Below are 16,883 nucleotides of genomic sequence, written 5' to 3'. Positions count from 1 at the left end.
ACGGTGACTGACACTCCGCTATCGCGAGCAGGCTCACTCCTACAGGGGATTTGCGGTGGATTCAGATCGGATTCGGGCAATCGATGAAGATGTGCTCGACGGCGAAACGTTTCGCCAGGTAGTCGCCCAGCGCCTGTACGCCATAGCGCTCGGTCGCGTGGTGGCCGGCGGCAATGAAGCTGATGTCGTTCTCGCGGGCGCTGTGGAAGGTCTGTTCGGAAGCCTCACCGCTCAGATAGAGATCGACGCCTGCGGCGACGGCTTGATCGATATAGCCCTGACCGCCGCCGGTGCACCAGCCGACCCGGCGAATCATCGGATTGCCTTCAATCAGCAACGGTTCGCGGCCCATGACTTCTTGCACCTTGCGGGCGAAATCGCGCGCGGTCATCGGCTCTTTCAAAGACCCGACCAGACCAACGATTTTAAGATTGTCCGGATCCAGCGGGCCCTCAACAGTGATATCCAGTTGACGCGCCAGTTGCACGTTATTGCCGACATCAGGATGCAAATCCAGCGGCAAGTGGTAAGCGAGCAGACTGATGTCGTGCTTGAGCAAGGTCTTCAATCGGCGCTGCTTCATGCCGGTAACGCACGGGTTCTCGCCCTTCCAGAAGTAACCGTGATGCACCAGCACCAGATCGGCCCCGGCCTCAACGGCAGCGTCCAGCAACGCCTGACTGGCCGTGACGCCGCTGACGATGCGCATCACTTGCGGACGGCCCTCGACCTGCAATCCATTCGGGCAATAATCGGCAATTTTCGCACTGCCGAGGTAACGGTCGGCTTCTTCGACGAGGGTGCTGAGGGCAACGGCCATGAAAGACTCCTAAATATCCCGTTCAGAGGCACGCGCGGCCTCGTATAATGCGCGACATTATGGGCGGTCTGACCCCGCCTGCAACTCTTCCAGGACGTGCTTAATGTTCAAGGCGCTGCGTTTTATGGGCTGGCCGTTGTTGGCCGGCGTGCTTATCGCTCTGTTGATTATTCAGCGTTACCCGCAGTGGGTCGGGCTGCCGAGCCTCGACGTCAACCTGCAACAGGCCCCGCAAACCACCAGCGTGCAGCAGGGACCGGTGTCCTATGCCGATGCGGTGACCATCGCCGCACCTTCGGTGGTCAACCTGTACACCACCAAAGTCATCAACAAACCCGCGCATCCGCTGTTTGAAGATCCGCAGTTCCGCCGCTTCTTTGGTGATAACTCGCCGAAGCAGAAACGCATGGAGTCGAGCCTCGGTTCCGGCGTGATCATGAGCCCGGAAGGCTACATCCTGACCAACAACCACGTGACCAGCGGTGCCGACCAAATCGTCGTGGCCCTGAAGGACGGTCGCGAAACCCTCGCCCGCGTCATCGGCAGCGACCCGGAAACCGACCTCGCGGTGTTGAAGATCGATCTGAAAACCCTGCCGGCGATCACCGTCGGCCGCTCGGACAACATTCGTATCGGTGACGTCGCACTGGCCATCGGCAACCCGTTCGGCGTTGGCCAGACTGTGACCATGGGCATCATCAGCGCCACTGGGCGTAATCAGTTGGGCCTGAACAACTACGAAGACTTCATCCAGACCGACGCGGCAATCAACCCGGGTAACTCCGGTGGCGCGCTGGTCGATGCCAACGGCAACCTCACCGGCATCAACACGGCGATCTTCTCCAAGTCCGGCGGCTCGCAGGGCATCGGTTTTGCCATTCCGGTGAAACTGGCGATGGAAGTGATGAAGTCGATCATCGAACACGGTCAGGTGATTCGTGGCTGGCTGGGCATTGAAGTGCAACCGCTGACCCAGGAATTGGCTGAGTCGTTTGGTCTGTCCGGGCGTCCGGGGATTGTCGTGGCGGGGATCTTCCGCGATGGCCCGGCGCAGAAGGCCGGCCTGCAATTGGGCGACGTGATTCTGAGCATCGATGGCGAGCCTGCGGGCGATGGCCGTCGTTCGATGAACCAGGTTGCACGGATCAAACCGACGGACAAGGTGACGATTCAGGTGATGCGCAACGGCAAAGAGATCAAGCTCACCGCTGAAATCGGCCTGCGCCCACCACCGGCGCCGGTGAAAGAAAAAGAAGAATAAAACTTTTTTCGCGCTTACCGCGCGAATAAAAGACATTCTCAACAGGCATGTTATATTGTTTCAATTCTAATAATTGGAACAACATAACATGTCGTCTCGAACAAAGGCCTCCCTGCTCGGCCTGAGTCTTGGTCTGCTGGTCGATCCAGCCTTCGCCGAAGAGCCCAAGCCGCTTGAACTCGACGCCATCAGCGTCATCTCCGACTACGAATCGCCGACCGGTCCGGTCAAGGGCTATCGCGCCACCCGCTCGTCCAGCGCAACAAAAACCGACACCGCGATCCGCGATATTCCTCAAGCCATCAGCGTCGTACCGGCCAGCGTGCTCAAGGATCTGGGCAGCACCAGCGTCGAGCGCGCACTGGATTTCGCCGGCGGCGTATCCAAGCAAAACAACTTCGGCGGCCTGACGCTGTACGAATACAGCGTGCGCGGTTTCACCACATCGGAGTTCTACAAGGACGGCTTTAGCGCCAATCGTGGTTATCCGAGCACACCGGATGCAGCCAATATCGAGCGCATCGAAGTGCTCAAAGGCCCCGCCGCCAGTCTGTATGGCCGAGGCGATCCCGGCGGCACGGTAAACATCGTCACCAAGAAACCGCAGCCCGAAGCGTTCACGACGTTGCAAACCAGCGCCGGCAGTTGGGACCGTTATCGCACCGTGCTGGACGTCAACACGCCACTCGATGAACAAGGTGATGTGCTCTCGCGGATCAACCTCGCTGTCGAAGACAACAACAGTTTTCGCGATCACGTCGACAGCAAGCGTGTGTTCGTCGCGCCGTCGATCAGTTGGCAATTGAACCCGGACACGTCGCTGTTGGTGGAAAGCGAGATCGTCCGTCACAGCTCCACGTTTGATCGCGGTATCGTCGCGCCGAACAACAAGTGGAGCGGCGTTTCGCGCTCGACGTTTCTCGGTGAACCCAACGACGGCAACATCGATAACCACAACAATCTGCTTCAGGCGACGCTCGAACATCACCTCAACGATAACTGGAAGCTGCGTCTGGCCAGCCACTACAAGGAAGGCAAACTCTGGGGTGACGCCTCCGAATCCCGCCCGTTGAACGCCGATGGCCACACCGTCAACCGCCGCTATCGCGAGCGCGACACAACCTGGCACGACAGCATTACCCAGCTTGAGCTGCGCGGCCTGTTCGACCTCGGCCCGTGGCAGCACGAACTGCTGATCGGAACCGAATACGAAAACTTCCGCAAGAACGAGCGCGTCACCACGATTGCCGGCGGCCCTTATGCCATCGACATTTATAAGCCGATCTACGGCCAGCCGAAACCCAACGGTGCGCGGTCGGGCACTGACTTCTTCGAACAGGTCGAAAGTCATGCACTGAACCTGCAGGATCAAATCGTCTTCACCGACAAACTGCGCGGGATGCTCGGTGCGCGTTTCGAGCATTTCGATCAGCACGTCGATGATCACAGTCGCAGCGCCACAAGCAACCAACGCCACGACGCCCTCACCCAACGCGCCGGCCTGCTCTATCGACTGACACCGGATACCGGCCTGTTCGCCAACGCCTCAACCTCGTTCAAACCGAATAACGGCCTCGACGCCTCCGGCAAATCCTTCGACCCGGAAGAAGGCGTCGGTTACGAAGTCGGCATCAAGAACGAGTTGTTCGACGAACGCCTGAGCAGCACCCTCGCCTTCTTCCACATCGACAAGGAAAACGTCCTCGCCCTCGATCCGGCCACCGACACCAGCCGCGCGATGGGCAAGGCGCGCAGTCGTGGTTTCGACCTGCAAGTCACCGGACAGGTCACCGACGCTGTACGAGTCATTGGTGCCTTTGCCTACATTGACGCAGAAGTGACCAAGGGCGACGCAGTCATTCCCACCGGCAGTCGCATCCTCGGCGTGGCCAAACGCAGCGGCAGCCTGCTCGGGGTTTATGAGTTTCAGGATGGTCATTGGCGCGGCTCGGACGTCGGCGCAGCGTTCACTTATGTCGGCGACCGCTCCGGAGAATCCGGCAGCGACTTCGAATTACCGGCCTACCAGACCGTCGACCTGCTCGCGCATTACAAGGCCAGCGACAACGTCACCGTCGGCCTGAACCTGAACAACCTCTTCGACGAGAAGTATTACGAGCGCTCCTACAGCAACTACTGGGTCAATCCCGGCGAGCCGCGCAATTTCACTGTCAGCCTGACTCTCAACCTGTAAAAGGACGTCACCATGCAATACGGCAAAACCTTTGTACTCATCGCAGCGCTGTTCGCAGGCGAAGTCTCGGCTCATGGCCTGTGGACCGAACAACGGCGCGGCAATATCGAAGTGGTCTACGGCCATGGCGCTGAAGACAACGCGTTCAAGGCACAGAAAATCAGCGGCGCGTGGGCTTATGACGCGAGCGGCAAGATGATTCCGGTCAGCGTCGAGCGTCTGGCGGATCACGCACGCTTGAAGCCCTTGAAGTCGCCGGCGGTCATGGCCGTCGCATTGAATAACGGCATGTGGTCGCAAACCACCGACAAGAAGTGGATCAACGAAGGCCGCAGCAAAGTGCCGGGCGCTGTCGAGGCAACCGAGACGTTTAAATACAGTCTGGCAATTTATCAGCCGGGGGCGAAGTTGCCCAAGCTTGATCAGATCAAGTTGCTGATTCTGCCGGAGGTTGATCCGCTGACGGTTGGGCCGGGCAAGTCATTGCCGGTGCGGGTATTGCTCGATGGCAAACCGGCGGCCGGGGTGAAGTTGATTGGCGACTATCGCAGCGCGCCGAACACGTTGAGCACCGAGACTGACAAGGATGGTCGGGCGCAGGTGTTGGTGCGGAATGAAGGGTTGAATGTGATTGCGGCGCAGGTTGAGGTGCCAGTGAAGGGCAGCGCGGATGTGGATAGTCGTGGGCTGTTTACCTCACTGACTTTCCTTGGCGAACCGCATCACGAATAAGAGCAGACCCTCATCGGAAACGCCGCCCGCCCAGCCCTCTCCCGGAGGGAGAGGGGGCCGACCGAGTTGTCTTGCGAAGTACGTCGACCTGAAAGACCGAGTCGATTATGGATTCGGTACAGCACTTTCACGTCGACGAAGCTCTGCAATATCCCCCAATCAGTCCCCTCTCCCTCTGGGCGGTCCGACGTTTCGGGAGGGTTAGGGTGAGGGGCTCTTGCTTTTAGAGATCGCCAAGTCCATCGATAAGCGCCTGATTCTGCTCCGGCGTACCAATCGAAATCCGCAAAAACTGCGCAATCCGCTCCTGCTTGAAGTGCCGCACGATCACGCCCTGCTCCCTCAGCTTGGCCGCCAGTCCCGCCGCATCATGCTGCGGGTGGCGAGTGAAAATGAAGTTCGCCGCCGACGGCAACACTTCAAACCCCTTGGCCTGCAATTGCGCAATCAACCACTCACGGCTCTCGATCACCAGACGGCAGGTCTTGTCGAAATACTCGCGATCCTCGAACGCCGCCGCCGCACCGACAATCGCCAGACGATCCAGCGGATAGGAGTTGAAGCTGTTCTTGATCCGCTCCAGCGCCTCGATCAGGTCCGGATGCCCGACCGCCAGACCAACGCGCAAACCAGCCAGCGAACGTGACTTGGACAGGGTTTGCGTCACCAACAGGTTGGGATAACGATCCACCAGACTGATTGCCGTTTCGCCGCCGAAGTCGATGTACGCCTCGTCTACGACCACCACCGAATCCGGGCTGGCCTTGAGGATCTGCTCGACCGCTTCCAGCGCCAGCAGGCAACCGGTTGGCGCATTCGGATTCGGGAAAATGATCCCGCCGTTCGGCTTGGCGTAGTCGGCTGGATCGATCTGAAACTGCGTATCCAGCGGCACCGCATCGAACTGGATGCCGTACAACCCGCAGTAAACCGGATAGAAGCTGTAGCTGATGTCCGGAAACAGCAGCGGCTGATCGTGTTGCAGCAAGCCGTGGAAAATGTGCGCGAGCACTTCGTCCGAGCCGTTGCCGAGGAACACCTGATTGCTCTGCACGCCGTAGTATTTGGCGACCGCAGTTTTCAGCAGATCACTGTTCGGGTCCGGGTACAGACGCAGGTTGTCATTCAGTTCGATCTGCATCGCGGCCAAGGCTTTTGGCGATGGGCCGTACGGGTTTTCGTTGGTGTTGAGCTTGACCAGTTTGGTCAGCTTCGGCTGTTCGCCCGGCACGTACGGCACCAGATCTTTAACGAACGGGCTCCAGAATTTACTCATGTTCAGTTCCCCTTCGATTCGTCTTTGATGCGGTATTCGGCGCTGCGCGCGTGCGCGCTCAGGGATTCGCCACGGGCCAGTACCGATGCAGTCTTACCCAGTTCCGAAGCACCGGCCTCGGAGCAGAAGATGATCGACGAGCGCTTCTGGAAGTCATACACACCCAGCGGCGAAGAGAAGCGCGCGGTGCCCGAAGTTGGCAATACGTGGTTCGGACCTGCGCAGTAATCGCCCAGCGCTTCGGAAGTATGACGGCCCATGAAGATCGCGCCGGCGTGGCGGATCTGCGGCAGCCAGGCCTGTGGATCAGCGACCGACAGCTCCAGGTGTTCCGGGGCGATGCGGTTGGCGACTTCGATGGCTTGCGCCATGTCCTTCACGTGAATCAGCGCACCACGGCCATTGATCGAGGTTTCGATGATCGTCGCGCGGTCCATGGTCGGCAGCAGTTTGTCGATGCTCGCCGCAACCTTGTCGAGGAACTCGGCGTCCGGGCTGACCAGAATCGCCTGCGCGTCTTCGTCGTGCTCGGCTTGCGAGAACAGGTCCATGGCGATCCAGTCCGGATCGGTCTGGCCGTCGCAGACCACGAGGATTTCCGAAGGACCGGCGATCATGTCGATGCCGACCTGACCGAACACGTGACGCTTGGCCGTGGCGACATAGATGTTGCCCGGGCCAACCACCTTATCGACTTTCGGCACACTTTCGGTACCGTAGGCCAAGGCAGCGACAGCTTGCGCGCCACCAATGGTGAACACTCGGTCGACGCCGGCGATGCACGCAGCCGCCAGCACCAGCTCATTGATCTCACCGCGCGGGGTCGGCACGACCATGACCACCTCGGTCACGCCGGCGACCTTGGCCGGGATCGCGTTCATCAACACCGACGACGGATACGACGCCTTGCCACCCGGCACGTACAGGCCGGCACGATCCAGCGGTGTGACCTTTTGGCCCAATACCGTGCCGTCAGCTTCGGTGTAGCTCCAGGAATCCTGCTTCTGTTTTTCGTGGTAGCTGCGCACGCGGGCGGCGGCTGTTTCCAATGCCTCGCGCTGTGGCACGGTGATGCGCGTCAGCGCCAGTTCCAGACGCTCGCGCGGCAGGATCAGGTCGGCCATCGAAGCGACTTCGAGGCCGTCGAATTTCTGGGTGAACTCGACCAGCGCCGCGTCACCACGTTCGCGCACAGCCTTGATGATGTCCAGCACGCGCTGATTGACCGAGTCGTCAGACACACTTTCCCAGCTCAGCAGATGATCCAGATGATGCGCGAAATCCGGGTCAGCAGCGTTGAGTCGGCGAATTGCAGTCGTTGCGGTCATAGCGAGAGCCTCATAGGAATGGCAAAAAACTCAGGCGCCCGAAACTATCATCCGATCCGCTTAGGCACCTGAGAATTCTGGCTATGAGGCGGATAGACGGCGCGACCTGGGGCCGCGCAGGTAAATCAGCCGCGGTGTCGCGATTCCACTGCGTTGCGCAGGGTATCGATCAACGCCTGGATTCGGGCGTGTTGCATTTTCATCGAAGCCTTGTTGACCACCAGGCGCGAGCTGATCGTGGCGATCAGTTCCTGAGGTTCCAGGCCATTGGCGCGCAGGGTGTTACCGGTGTCGACCACGTCGATGATCTTGTCGGCCAGACCGATCAGTGGCGCCAGCTCCATCGAGCCATACAGCTTGATGATGTCGACCTGACGGCCTTGCTCGGCGTAGTAACGCTTGGCAACGTTGACGAACTTGGTCGCTACGCGCAGACGGCCCTTGGGCTCCGGCGCGCCGATCTTGCCGGCGGTCATCAGCTTGCACTGAGCAATCTGCAGATCCAGTGGTTCGTAAAGACCCTGGCCGGTGTATTCCATCAACACGTCTTTACCGGCAACGCCAAGGTCGGCCGCGCCATGCTCGACATAGGTCGGCACATCGGTGGCTCGCACGATCAGCAGACGAACGTCGTCCTGCGTCGTGGGGATGATCAGCTTGCGGCTCTTGTCCGGATTCTCGGTCGGCACGATGCCCGCTTCGGCGAGAAGCGGCAGGGTGTCGTCAAGGATGCGGCCCTTGGACAGTGCGATGGTCAACATGGGAAACGTCAGTCCTTATCAAGGTACTCATGTCCGGTCGCAATCGGCGCCGGACACACATCGAGCCGGAAACCGGCTCGACTCTTAAAATCAGTGGACACGTCCCTGTGTCCCAATGCAGCAATCAGCCCGGAACGCGACGGATCTTGGCGCCCAGCATCTGCAGTTTTTCTTCGATGCACTCATAACCACGGTCGATGTGGTAGATGCGGTCGATCAGCGTATCGCCCTCGGCAACCAGTGCCGAGATCACCAGGCTGGCCGAAGCCCGCAGGTCGGTGGCCATGACTGGCGCGCCTTTGAGGACTTCGGTACCGGTGACGATGGCAGTGTTGCCTTCGACCTGGATCTTGGCGCCCATGCGGTGCAGTTCGTACACGTGCATGAAACGGTTTTCGAAGATCGTCTCGATCACCGCACCGGTGCCTTCGGCAATGGCGTTGAGCGAGATGAACTGCGCTTGCATGTCGGTCGGGAATGCAGGGTACGGCGCAGTGCGCACGTTGACTGCTTTCGGACGCTTGCCGTGCATGTTCAGCTCGATCCAGTCTTCACCGCAGGTGATTTCTGCACCGGCTTCACGGAGTTTTTCCAGAACTGCTTCAAGGATGGTCGGATCAGTGTCCTTGACCTTGACGCGACCACCGGTAACGGCAGCGGCAACCAGGTAGGTGCCGGTTTCGATACGGTCAGGCATGACCTTATAGAAAGCCGAACCCAGACGCTCGACGCCATCGATGGTGATGGTGTCGGTGCCAGCACCGGAAACCTTGGCGCCCATGGCGTTGAGGAAGTTCGCCAGGTCGACCACTTCAGGCTCGCGAGCAGCGTTCTGCAACACGCTGCGGCCCTTGGCCAGAGCCGCGGCCATCATGATGTTCTCGGTACCGGTCACACTGACGGTATCGAAGAAGAAGTGCGCACCGCGCAGGCCGCCTTCCGGCGCCTTGGCCTTGATGTAGCCGCCTTCGACGTCGATGACCGCGCCCATGGCTTCGAGGCCACGGATGTGCAGGTCGACCGGACGCGAACCGATGGCGCAACCGCCAGGCAGTGCGACTTCGGCTTCACCGAAACGGGCAACCATCGGGCCCAGTACCAGGATCGACGCACGCATGGTTTTCACCAGTTCGTACGGGGCGATCAGGGTCTTGATGGTGCGCGGGTCGATTTCGACGCTGAGTTTCTCGTCGATCACCGGCTCAATGCCCATGCGACCGAACAGCTCGATCATGGTGGTGATGTCGTGCAGGTGCGGCAGGTTGCCAACGGTCACCGGGCCATCGCACAGCAGGGTGGCGGCCAGGATCGGCAGGGCGGAGTTTTTTGCGCCGGAAATGCGGATCTCGCCATCAAGACGAGCGCCACCGGTAATAATCAATTTATCCATAAGAATCTCGACGCCCTAAGGCTCAGGTGCGCTCGGCCCAGGCCGCGCTGCTGAAAAATTTCATAGTGACCGCATGGATGCTGCCATCGGTGATCCATGGGTTCAAATGGGCATAGACCTGCTGCTGACGCTTCACCGGGCTCAACGCCGCCAGTTCATCGCTAATCACGTTCAGCTGGAAATTGCAGCCTTCGCCCTCAACTTCTACCAACGTTCCGGGCAGCTTTCCTTCAAGGAAGCTCTTCACTTCTACGGCCTGCATGCTCAACCTCAATCGGCGCCCTGTGCGCACGGGTCGGACATCATACAAAAAAGCCCCGCGCCTGCGAACCCCGCATGGCAGGACTCTGACGGGGGGCTTCTTTATAGATGCTGTTTCAGGGGTGCGCCAACAGTTCGGTCAGTTCACTGACCTGAGCGATTTCGCGCATGTCTTCGGGCATCGCGCGGATGCTGACAGCCTTTCCGGCCGCATTCGCATCGCGCATGAAGCACAGCAGCAACGACAAACCGACGCTGCTGGACTTCTTCACCGCCGAGCAATCGATCACCAGCGAAGCAGCCTTGCTGGACTTGATCAGCGTCTGGCCTTGCTTGCGCAGGTCGGCACCGGTGCGATAGTCCAGCACTCCGCTGAGCAGAAGCTCGTCGACATCACTCATACGAACTGCGGCCTCGTTCATTGCGCGGGGTTCTTTTCGGTGGCTTCTTTGGCCTTGGCCACTTCACCGGCCCAACCATTGATGGTTTTGTCCAGATCGTTGCCATTGCGCTGCATCGCGTCGGCGAACTGATCACGGAACAGTTTGCCGATGTTGATGCCATTGATGATCACGTTGCGCAGTTTCCACTCGCCGTTGATCTTCTCCAGCGTGTACTGCACAGGATAGATTGCGCCGCTGCTGCCCTTGACGGTCATGTTGACGCTGGTGCGGTCGCCCGATTCGTCTTTGGCAGGGTCAACGGTAATGCCCTGGTTGTTGTACTCGAGCAAGGCATTGCCGTAGAACTGGAACAGGCCTTTCTTGAAGTTTTCCTGGAAGGTCTGCATCTGCGCCGGCGTGGCCTTGCGCGAATACTTGACCGTCATGATGCTCTTGGAAATGCCTTCAGCATCCACCACCGGACCGACAATGCTGTTGAGCGCCGCGTAGAAATCAGTCGGATCCTGCTTGTATTTCTCTTTGTTGGCAGCCAGATCGGCCAGCAACCGGGTGGTTGTGTCCTGCACCAGATCATGTGCCGAAGTTGCAGCAGCCACGGCGTTACCCATCAACGGCAGAGCCGCCAGTAACACCAACAGGCTACGTCGCAAGATAGAGATCATTCAAAAGCTCCTCATTTGGCGTCTTTGCTAACGGTATTGAGCAGGAATTTACCGATAAGGTCTTCCAGTACCAGTGACGACTGCGTGTCGTGAATGGTTCCACCATCCTTCAGCGGCTTGTCTTCCCCGCCTACGCTGATACCAATGTACTTCTCGCCCAGCAGACCAGCGGTCAGGATAGACGCTGTGGAGTCGGTCGGCAGGTTGTCGACCTTTTTATCCACTTGCAGGGTTACCCGACCGGTGAAGCTGTCGCGATCCAGATCGATTGCCGTGACCTTGCCGATGGTCACACCGGCCATGGTCACTTTGGCTCTGACCGTCAAACCGGCGATATTGTCAAAATACGCATAAAGTTTATAGGTATCGGTGGTCGACGTCGGAGACAGACCACTGACCCGCAAAGCAAGCAGCAACAAAGCCAGGATCCCTGCCAGCAGGAACAGGCCGACACCGATTTCCAGGGTGCGGTTTTGCATCAGAAATCTCCAAACATCAAAGCAGTCAGAATAAAGTCCAGGCCGAGCACTGCCAGCGAGGCAAACACTACAGTCTTGGTGGTGGCGCGACTGATGCCCTCGGAAGTGGGCTCACAGTCATAGCCTTGGAATACGGCGATCCAGGTCACGACAAAGGCGAAAACGATACTTTTGATGACGCCGTTAAGCACGTCACTGGTGAAGTTCACGCTGTTCTGCATGTTCGCCCAATAAGAGCCTTCATACACACCCAGCCAGTCGACGGCCACCCACGAACCGCCCCAAATCCCGACCACGCTGAAAATCATCGCCAGCACCGGCAGGGAAATGAAGCCGGCCCACAGGCGCGGGGCAATGATGTACTTGAGCGGATCGACGCCGATCATTTCCAGACTGGAAAGCTGTTCGGTGGATTTCATGTTGCCGATCTCGGCAGTCAGTGCCGAACCGGCACGACCGGCGAACAACAGCGCAGTCACCACCGGACCCAGTTCACGCAGCAAGGTCAGCGCAACCATCTGCCCCACCGCCTGCTCCGAACCGTAGCTCGACAGAATGCTGAAGCCCTGCAGCGCCAGCACCATGCCGATGAAAATCCCCGAAACGACGATGATCACCAGCGACATCACGCCGACTGAATGCAGTTGCTTGACCAGCAGGCTGAAGCCACCGCTGATCCCGCCGCGCCCCAGCAGAGCATGAAACAGGAACAGCGTCGCACGACCGAACACCGCGACGGCGTCGATCGCCGCCTCGCCGAACCGGCGCACGCGTTCTATTAATGAAATTCTGCGCATCAGCGCTTCCCCAGAAGATCTGCGCGGTAATCCGTCGCTGGAAAATGGTACGGCACCGGGCCATCGGGATCGCCGGTCATGAACTGACGGATACGCGGCTCGTCCGAGTTCATCAACTCGTCCGGCGTACCCTGCCCCAGTACCTGACCATCACCGACAACATAGATGTAATCGGCGATGCTCGCGGTTTCCGCCAGATCGTGGGACACCACGATACTGGTGATCCCCAGCGCGTCGTTGAGCAGGCGAATCAGACGGACCAGCACGCCCATGGCGATCGGGTCCTGCCCGACGAACGGTTCGTCGTACATGAGGATCTGCGGATCGAGCGCAATCGCCCGCGCCAGTGCGACGCGGCGCTTCATGCCACCGGACAGCTCATCCGGCATCAACTCGATGGCTCCGCGCAGACCGACCGCCTGCAACTTGAGCAGGACGATGTCGCGGATCATTTCTTCCGGCAAATCGGTATGAACACGCAGGGGGAAAGCCACGTTCTCGAACACATCGAGATCGGTGAACAGCGCGCCGCTTTGAAACAGCACACCCATGTGCTTTCGCGCATCGAACAGATCGCTGCGCGAAAGCGCAGGCAGATTCTGGCCGTTGACCCAGACTTCGCCGCTGGCAGGACGCAATTGTGCGCCCATCAATCGCAGCAGCGTGGTCTTGCCACACCCGGAAGGCCCCATGATGCCGGTGACCTTGCCGCGCGGTATGCGAATATCGACGTTATTGAAAATGCTGCGCGCACCGCGCTTGAAGGAGACTCCCTTCAGCTCGACCGCGTAGGCGTTATCGGCACTCATCTAAACTCCTTGCGATGCAGCCTCTCACTCGGACGCCTGTCTTTACTTAAAAAGTACGTACATCCCGGGCAGGCCGAACTGGCGGCGAACTATATCACTGCAAAGGCTACGCGCCCAAGGCTTGTACCAGCCTGAGTTCGGCGATATGACAGGTCCGCAGGCTCTTTTACCGGGTTTTGGTAACGAGTAATGACAAAGCGCGACGAACTTGCGTGAGGCTTTGCCACATAACCGCTATAATCGCCGCCTTTTCATCGGGCTATACGATTTCTGACATGAGCCAATCCAGCGACCTGATTCAATCGGCACAACGCACCATCCAACTCGAAGTGGAAGCCGTACAAGGCTTGTTGCCCCATATCGACGCCGATTTCGTACGCGCTTGCGAGATGATTCTGGCCAGCAAGGGCCGTGTAGTTGTGGTCGGCATGGGCAAATCCGGGCACATCGGCAACAAGATTGCCGCGACCCTGGCCAGCACCGGCACCCCGGCTTTTTTCGTGCACCCGGCCGAGGCCAGCCATGGCGACATGGGCATGATCACTCGTGATGACGTGATTCTGGCCCTGTCGAACTCCGGCTCGACCAACGAAATCGTCACCCTGCTGCCGCTGATCAAACGTCTGGGTATCCAGCTGATCAGCGTCACCGGCAACCCGCTATCGCCGCTGGCCAAGGCGGCCGAGGTCAATCTCAACGTTCACGTCGAACATGAGGCCTGCCCGCTGAATCTGGCGCCGACCTCCTCGACCACCGCAGCGCTGGTCATGGGTGATGCGCTGGCCGTAGCGTTGCTGGAGGCGCGCGGTTTCACTGCCGAAGACTTCGCCTTTTCTCATCCGGGTGGCGCCCTTGGCCGTCGCCTGTTGCTGAAAGTGGAAAACGTCATGCATGCCGGTCAGGAGTTGCCGCAAGTACAGCGCGGCACGCTGCTCAAGGACGCACTGATGGAAATGACCCGTAAAGGTCTGGGCATGACCGTCATTCTTGAAACTGACGGCAAACTCGCCGGGATCTTCACGGACGGCGATCTGCGCCGCACGCTGGATCGCAGCATCGACATTCGCAGCGCCACCATCGATCAGGTAATGACCGCTCACGGCAAGACTGCCCGGCCGGAAATGCTGGCCGCCGAGGCCCTGAAAATCATGGAAGACCACCGAATCAACGCATTGGTAGTCGTAGACGAGGAAGATCGCCCGGTCGGCGCCTTCAACCTCTCCGATCTGCTGCGCGCAGGAGTCATGTAATGAGTAACGATCTGCTGCAACGCGGCAAAGCGATCAAACTGGCGGTTTTCGACGTCGACGGCGTTCTCACCGACGGGCGCCTGTACTTCCTCGAAGACGGCAGTGAGTTCAAGACCTTCAATACCCTCGATGGCCAGGGCATCAAGATGCTGATGAACGCCGGCGTGCAGACCGCTATCATCAGCGGTCGCAAGACCCCGGTGGTCGAGCGTCGCGCGAAAAACCTCGGCATCCCCCACCTGTTTCAGGGGCGCGAAGACAAATTGGTCGTTCTCGACGGTCTTCTCGAGCAACTGGGCCTAAGCTATGAAGAGGTTGCCTATCTCGGTGACGACCTGCCCGATCTGCCGGTGATTCGTCGCGTAGGTTTAGGCATGGCCGTGGCCAACGCCGCCGACTTCGTCCGCGAACACGCCCATGGCGTGACCCGCGCTCGCGGTGGTGAAGGCGCCGCCCGCGAATTCTGCGAATTGATCCTGCGCGCCCAGGGCCGCCTCGATGCGGCCAACGCCGCGTACCTGTGAGCCAAACCATGTTCAGCAAAAAATTTCGTAACTTCCTGCTGTTCGGCTGCATCGCTGCGATTTTCGCCGCGGTCGGCTATTGGAATATCAGCCCGGAACGCTTTCTCGACAAACCACCGGTCACCTCGGTGGAAACGCCTATCGACTGGTATGCGACCAACACGCACACCCTGCAATATCTGCCGGATGGCAAGGTGCAGTATGAAATGACGTCGGAAAAGGCCGAGCACGTAAAGGCAACCGACGTCACGCTGGTGACCAAACCCGATCTGAACATGTACCGCGGAACGGACTTCCCGTGGCACGTGACCAGTGAGCGCGGTGAAGTGAACTCAGGCGGCACCGAAGTCGAGCTGATCGATTCGGTACGCGTTGCGCGCACCGACGAAAAGAAGCGTGACATCCTGATCACTTCCACGCGCATGACCGTGTTCCCGCAGCAGGAATATGCGCAGACCGAGCAACCCGTTAGAATCGACGGCGCTGGCGGTGTATCGACTGGCGTTGGAATGAAAGCGTACCTGAAGGAAAGCAGGATACACCTGCTATCGAACGTAAGAGGACAGTATGAGGCTCGTTAAAACCCTCCCTATTTTGCTCAGTCTGGGCGCAGCACTGGGAAGCGTGAGCGCCTGGGCTCTGCCGAACGATCAGCAGCAACCTATCCGCATTCAGGCCGACGACGCCCAACTGGATGACAAGAACGGCATCGCTACCTATAAAGGTGATGTGATCATCACCCAGGGCTCGATGATCGTTAAAGGCAACACGGTCACCATGACTCGCGCGCCGAATGGCGATATCGACGTAGTGACCTCCGTGGGCAACCTGGCTTACTTCGAGCAGCTGCAAACCCAGGGCGACACCAAACCGGTTCAAGGCTACGGCGTGACGATTCAATACCACGCCCAGCAAAACCGCGTCGTGCTGATCGACAAGGCCAAGGTCGTCGACAAAGACGGCAACGTCACTCAGGGCGAGAAAATCGTCTATGACACCGTGAAGAAACTGGCCAGCGCCGGTCGCGCTACCGGCAGCAAGGTCACCGAGGCGCGTCCGCGCATCGACATGGTGATCCAGCCGAAGAAGAAAACCGACGAGAAAACCCAGTAATGGCAACTCTGAAAGCTCAGCACCTGGCCAAGGCCTATAAAAGCCGCCAGGTCGTGCGTGACGTCAGCCTGTCGATCGACAGCGGCCAGATCGTCGGCCTGCTCGGCCCGAACGGTGCCGGCAAGACCACGTGCTTCTACATGATCGTCGGCCTGGTACAGGCCGATCAGGGCCGCGTACTGATCGACGATCTGGACGTCAGCCATCAGCCAATGCACGGTCGCGCCAAGGCCGGTATCGGCTATCTGCCGCAAGAAGCGTCGATCTTCCGCAAACTGTCGGTGGCCGATAACATCATGGCCATCCTCGAGACCCGCCAGGAACTCGACAAGGCCGGCCGTCGCAAGGAGCTGGAAAGCCTGCTGCAGGAATTCCACATCAGCCACATCCGCGACAACCTCGGCATGAGCCTTTCCGGTGGTGAACGCCGCCGGGTGGAAATTGCTCGCGCACTGGCGACTGCACCGAAATTCATCCTGCTCGACGAACCGTTCGCCGGTGTCGACCCGATTTCGGTCGGCGACATCAAGCAGATCATCCACCACCTCAAGGCCAAGGGTATCGGTGTGCTGATCACCGACCACAACGTCCGTGAAACGCTGGACATCTGCGAAACCGCTTACATCGTCAACGATGGTCAACTGATCGCTGAAGGCGATGCAGAAACCATCCTGGCCAACGATCTGGTCAAGGAAGTGTATCTGGGCCACGAGTTCCGCCTGTAAGCGCAACAGTGCCCGGTGCGCCGCCGGGGCGCTGTATCGATTCAAGCAGGATTTAATCCGCTTTAATTGTTACAGCGCTCTAGGCAAACACTTCAGT

Annotated in this window: 19 protein-coding genes; 8 read left to right on the top strand and 11 right to left on the bottom strand. The window is 59.2% G+C overall.

All coding sequences use genetic code 11. The features are described from left to right. Window positions 1–61: 61 nt before the first annotated feature. Window positions 62–820 (bottom strand): Nif3-like dinuclear metal center hexameric protein, encoded by a 759-nt coding sequence (locus tag QOM10_RS04710; RefSeq protein ID WP_127925847.1) that lies wholly within the window; start codon window positions 818–820, stop codon window positions 62–64. A gap of 103 nt (window positions 821–923) precedes the next feature. Between QOM10_RS04710 and algW the strand changes: the two genes are divergently transcribed. The 3 genes from algW to QOM10_RS04695 all read left to right on the top strand — a co-directional run bounded on the left by algW (window position 924) and on the right by QOM10_RS04695 (window position 5,007). After that, window positions 924–2,081, top strand: a complete 1,158-nt coding sequence (gene algW / locus QOM10_RS04705; protein WP_016987037.1) for a Do family serine endopeptidase AlgW — start codon at window positions 924–926, stop codon at window positions 2,079–2,081. An 88-nt stretch (window positions 2,082–2,169) separates the two neighbouring features. Next, on the top strand, window positions 2,170–4,275 hold the full coding sequence (locus QOM10_RS04700; RefSeq protein WP_316917681.1) for a TonB-dependent siderophore receptor: 2,106 nt from the start codon (window positions 2,170–2,172) through the stop codon (window positions 4,273–4,275). A 12-nt stretch (window positions 4,276–4,287) separates the two neighbouring features. Beyond that, the gene (locus tag QOM10_RS04695) at window positions 4,288–5,007 is read left to right on the top strand and encodes a DUF4198 domain-containing protein (RefSeq protein ID WP_160038313.1); all 720 of its coding nucleotides are present in this window, start codon (window positions 4,288–4,290) and stop codon (window positions 5,005–5,007) included. Between the two features lie 223 nt (window positions 5,008–5,230). Here the strand turns inward: QOM10_RS04695 and hisC are convergent, their stop codons facing one another. From hisC to QOM10_RS04645, 10 genes are all read right to left on the bottom strand, one after another. Next, complete coding sequence (gene hisC / locus QOM10_RS04690; protein ID WP_316917680.1) at window positions 5,231–6,283, bottom strand: histidinol-phosphate transaminase; 1,053 nt, start codon at window positions 6,281–6,283, stop codon at window positions 5,231–5,233. Window positions 6,284–6,285: 2 nt separating this feature from the next. Beyond that, the gene (hisD, locus tag QOM10_RS04685; protein ID WP_127925842.1) at window positions 6,286–7,611 is read right to left on the bottom strand and encodes a histidinol dehydrogenase; all 1,326 of its coding nucleotides are present in this window, start codon (window positions 7,609–7,611) and stop codon (window positions 6,286–6,288) included. A 125-nt stretch (window positions 7,612–7,736) separates the two neighbouring features. After that, window positions 7,737–8,372: an ATP phosphoribosyltransferase gene (gene hisG / locus QOM10_RS04680; RefSeq protein ID WP_007912384.1), complete on the bottom strand. Its 636-nt coding sequence runs from the start codon at window positions 8,370–8,372 to the stop codon at window positions 7,737–7,739. A gap of 124 nt (window positions 8,373–8,496) precedes the next feature. Continuing rightward, window positions 8,497–9,762: a UDP-N-acetylglucosamine 1-carboxyvinyltransferase gene (gene murA / locus QOM10_RS04675; RefSeq protein WP_007912385.1), complete on the bottom strand. Its 1,266-nt coding sequence runs from the start codon at window positions 9,760–9,762 to the stop codon at window positions 8,497–8,499. A gap of 22 nt (window positions 9,763–9,784) precedes the next feature. Beyond that, window positions 9,785–10,024, bottom strand: a complete 240-nt coding sequence (locus tag QOM10_RS04670; protein WP_008085051.1) for a BolA family protein — start codon at window positions 10,022–10,024, stop codon at window positions 9,785–9,787. Between the two features lie 115 nt (window positions 10,025–10,139). Next, a complete protein-coding gene (locus tag QOM10_RS04665; RefSeq protein WP_127925840.1) occupies window positions 10,140–10,445 on the bottom strand; it encodes a lipid asymmetry maintenance protein MlaB in 306 nt (101 codons plus the stop codon). After that, window positions 10,442–11,089, bottom strand: coding sequence for a phospholipid-binding protein MlaC (locus tag QOM10_RS04660; RefSeq protein ID WP_034154487.1), 648 nt, complete (start codon window positions 11,087–11,089; stop codon window positions 10,442–10,444). Before QOM10_RS04660 ends, QOM10_RS04665 begins: the two co-directional genes overlap by 4 nt. Before the next feature lie 11 nt (window positions 11,090–11,100). Further along, window positions 11,101–11,568, bottom strand: a complete 468-nt coding sequence (mlaD, locus tag QOM10_RS04655) for an outer membrane lipid asymmetry maintenance protein MlaD (RefSeq protein ID WP_007912400.1) — start codon at window positions 11,566–11,568, stop codon at window positions 11,101–11,103. Continuing rightward, window positions 11,568–12,365 carry a lipid asymmetry maintenance ABC transporter permease subunit MlaE gene (mlaE, locus tag QOM10_RS04650; RefSeq protein ID WP_007912402.1) on the bottom strand — a complete coding sequence of 266 codons (798 nt, stop codon included), beginning with the start codon at window positions 12,363–12,365 and terminating at the stop codon, window positions 11,568–11,570. The genes mlaD and mlaE overlap by 1 nt, the downstream gene beginning before the upstream one ends. Then, window positions 12,365–13,174 (bottom strand): ATP-binding cassette domain-containing protein, encoded by an 810-nt coding sequence (locus QOM10_RS04645; protein WP_007912403.1) that lies wholly within the window; start codon window positions 13,172–13,174, stop codon window positions 12,365–12,367. The genes mlaE and QOM10_RS04645 overlap by 1 nt, the downstream gene beginning before the upstream one ends. Window positions 13,175–13,449: 275 nt before the next feature. Between QOM10_RS04645 and QOM10_RS04640 the strand changes: the two genes are divergently transcribed. The 5 genes from QOM10_RS04640 to lptB are packed head-to-tail and all read left to right on the top strand — an operon-like array spanning window position 13,450 to window position 16,786. Then, window positions 13,450–14,424, top strand: coding sequence for a KpsF/GutQ family sugar-phosphate isomerase (locus tag QOM10_RS04640; RefSeq protein ID WP_127925839.1), 975 nt, complete (start codon window positions 13,450–13,452; stop codon window positions 14,422–14,424). After that, entirely contained in the window at window positions 14,424–14,948 is a 525-nt protein-coding gene (locus tag QOM10_RS04635) for a KdsC family phosphatase (RefSeq protein ID WP_007912407.1), read from the top strand. The genes QOM10_RS04640 and QOM10_RS04635 overlap by 1 nt, the downstream gene beginning before the upstream one ends. Before the next feature lie 8 nt (window positions 14,949–14,956). Next, the gene (gene lptC / locus QOM10_RS04630) at window positions 14,957–15,529 is read left to right on the top strand and encodes an LPS export ABC transporter periplasmic protein LptC (RefSeq protein WP_127925838.1); all 573 of its coding nucleotides are present in this window, start codon (window positions 14,957–14,959) and stop codon (window positions 15,527–15,529) included. Beyond that, window positions 15,516–16,061: a lipopolysaccharide transport periplasmic protein LptA gene (lptA, locus tag QOM10_RS04625; protein ID WP_038357536.1), complete on the top strand. Its 546-nt coding sequence runs from the start codon at window positions 15,516–15,518 to the stop codon at window positions 16,059–16,061. Before lptC ends, lptA begins: the two co-directional genes overlap by 14 nt. Continuing rightward, window positions 16,061–16,786 (top strand): LPS export ABC transporter ATP-binding protein, encoded by a 726-nt coding sequence (gene lptB / locus QOM10_RS04620; RefSeq protein ID WP_008085069.1) that lies wholly within the window; start codon window positions 16,061–16,063, stop codon window positions 16,784–16,786. The genes lptA and lptB overlap by 1 nt, the downstream gene beginning before the upstream one ends. Window positions 16,787–16,883 lie beyond the last annotated feature (97 nt).

Source organism: Pseudomonas sp. P108 (assembly GCF_032613195.1).
GTDB lineage: Bacteria > Pseudomonadota > Gammaproteobacteria > Pseudomonadales > Pseudomonadaceae > Aquipseudomonas.
Note: the sequence above shows the minus strand (reverse complement) of the source record. Positions and strands in the feature narration are given on the sequence as shown.

What these genes read in the sequence shown, in the direction of transcription:
- QOM10_RS04695 (WP_160038313.1), top strand. Translation starts at nt 4,288, where the DNA reads ATGCAATACGGCAAAACCTTTGTACTCATCGCAGCGCTGTTCGCAGGC.
- QOM10_RS04640 (WP_127925839.1), top strand. Translation starts at nt 13,450, where the DNA reads ATGAGCCAATCCAGCGACCTGATTCAATCGGCACAACGCACCATCCAA.
- lptB (WP_008085069.1), top strand. Translation starts at nt 16,061, where the DNA reads ATGGCAACTCTGAAAGCTCAGCACCTGGCCAAGGCCTATAAAAGCCGC.
- hisD (WP_127925842.1), bottom strand. Translation starts at nt 7,611, where the DNA reads ATGACCGCAACGACTGCAATTCGCCGACTCAACGCTGCTGACCCGGAT.
- QOM10_RS04635 (WP_007912407.1), top strand. Translation starts at nt 14,424, where the DNA reads ATGAGTAACGATCTGCTGCAACGCGGCAAAGCGATCAAACTGGCGGTT.
- QOM10_RS04700 (WP_316917681.1), top strand. Translation starts at nt 2,170, where the DNA reads ATGTCGTCTCGAACAAAGGCCTCCCTGCTCGGCCTGAGTCTTGGTCTG.
- QOM10_RS04660 (WP_034154487.1), bottom strand. Translation starts at nt 11,089, where the DNA reads ATGATCTCTATCTTGCGACGTAGCCTGTTGGTGTTACTGGCGGCTCTG.
- mlaE (WP_007912402.1), bottom strand. Translation starts at nt 12,365, where the DNA reads ATGCGCAGAATTTCATTAATAGAACGCGTGCGCCGGTTCGGCGAGGCG.
- QOM10_RS04670 (WP_008085051.1), bottom strand. Translation starts at nt 10,024, where the DNA reads ATGCAGGCCGTAGAAGTGAAGAGCTTCCTTGAAGGAAAGCTGCCCGGA.
- hisC (WP_316917680.1), bottom strand. Translation starts at nt 6,283, where the DNA reads ATGAGTAAATTCTGGAGCCCGTTCGTTAAAGATCTGGTGCCGTACGTG.
- algW (WP_016987037.1), top strand. Translation starts at nt 924, where the DNA reads ATGTTCAAGGCGCTGCGTTTTATGGGCTGGCCGTTGTTGGCCGGCGTG.
- hisG (WP_007912384.1), bottom strand. Translation starts at nt 8,372, where the DNA reads ATGTTGACCATCGCACTGTCCAAGGGCCGCATCCTTGACGACACCCTG.
- lptA (WP_038357536.1), top strand. Translation starts at nt 15,516, where the DNA reads ATGAGGCTCGTTAAAACCCTCCCTATTTTGCTCAGTCTGGGCGCAGCA.
- QOM10_RS04665 (WP_127925840.1), bottom strand. Translation starts at nt 10,445, where the DNA reads ATGAACGAGGCCGCAGTTCGTATGAGTGATGTCGACGAGCTTCTGCTC.
- mlaD (WP_007912400.1), bottom strand. Translation starts at nt 11,568, where the DNA reads ATGCAAAACCGCACCCTGGAAATCGGTGTCGGCCTGTTCCTGCTGGCA.
- QOM10_RS04645 (WP_007912403.1), bottom strand. Translation starts at nt 13,174, where the DNA reads ATGAGTGCCGATAACGCCTACGCGGTCGAGCTGAAGGGAGTCTCCTTC.
- QOM10_RS04710 (WP_127925847.1), bottom strand. Translation starts at nt 820, where the DNA reads ATGGCCGTTGCCCTCAGCACCCTCGTCGAAGAAGCCGACCGTTACCTC.
- lptC (WP_127925838.1), top strand. Translation starts at nt 14,957, where the DNA reads ATGTTCAGCAAAAAATTTCGTAACTTCCTGCTGTTCGGCTGCATCGCT.
- murA (WP_007912385.1), bottom strand. Translation starts at nt 9,762, where the DNA reads ATGGATAAATTGATTATTACCGGTGGCGCTCGTCTTGATGGCGAGATC.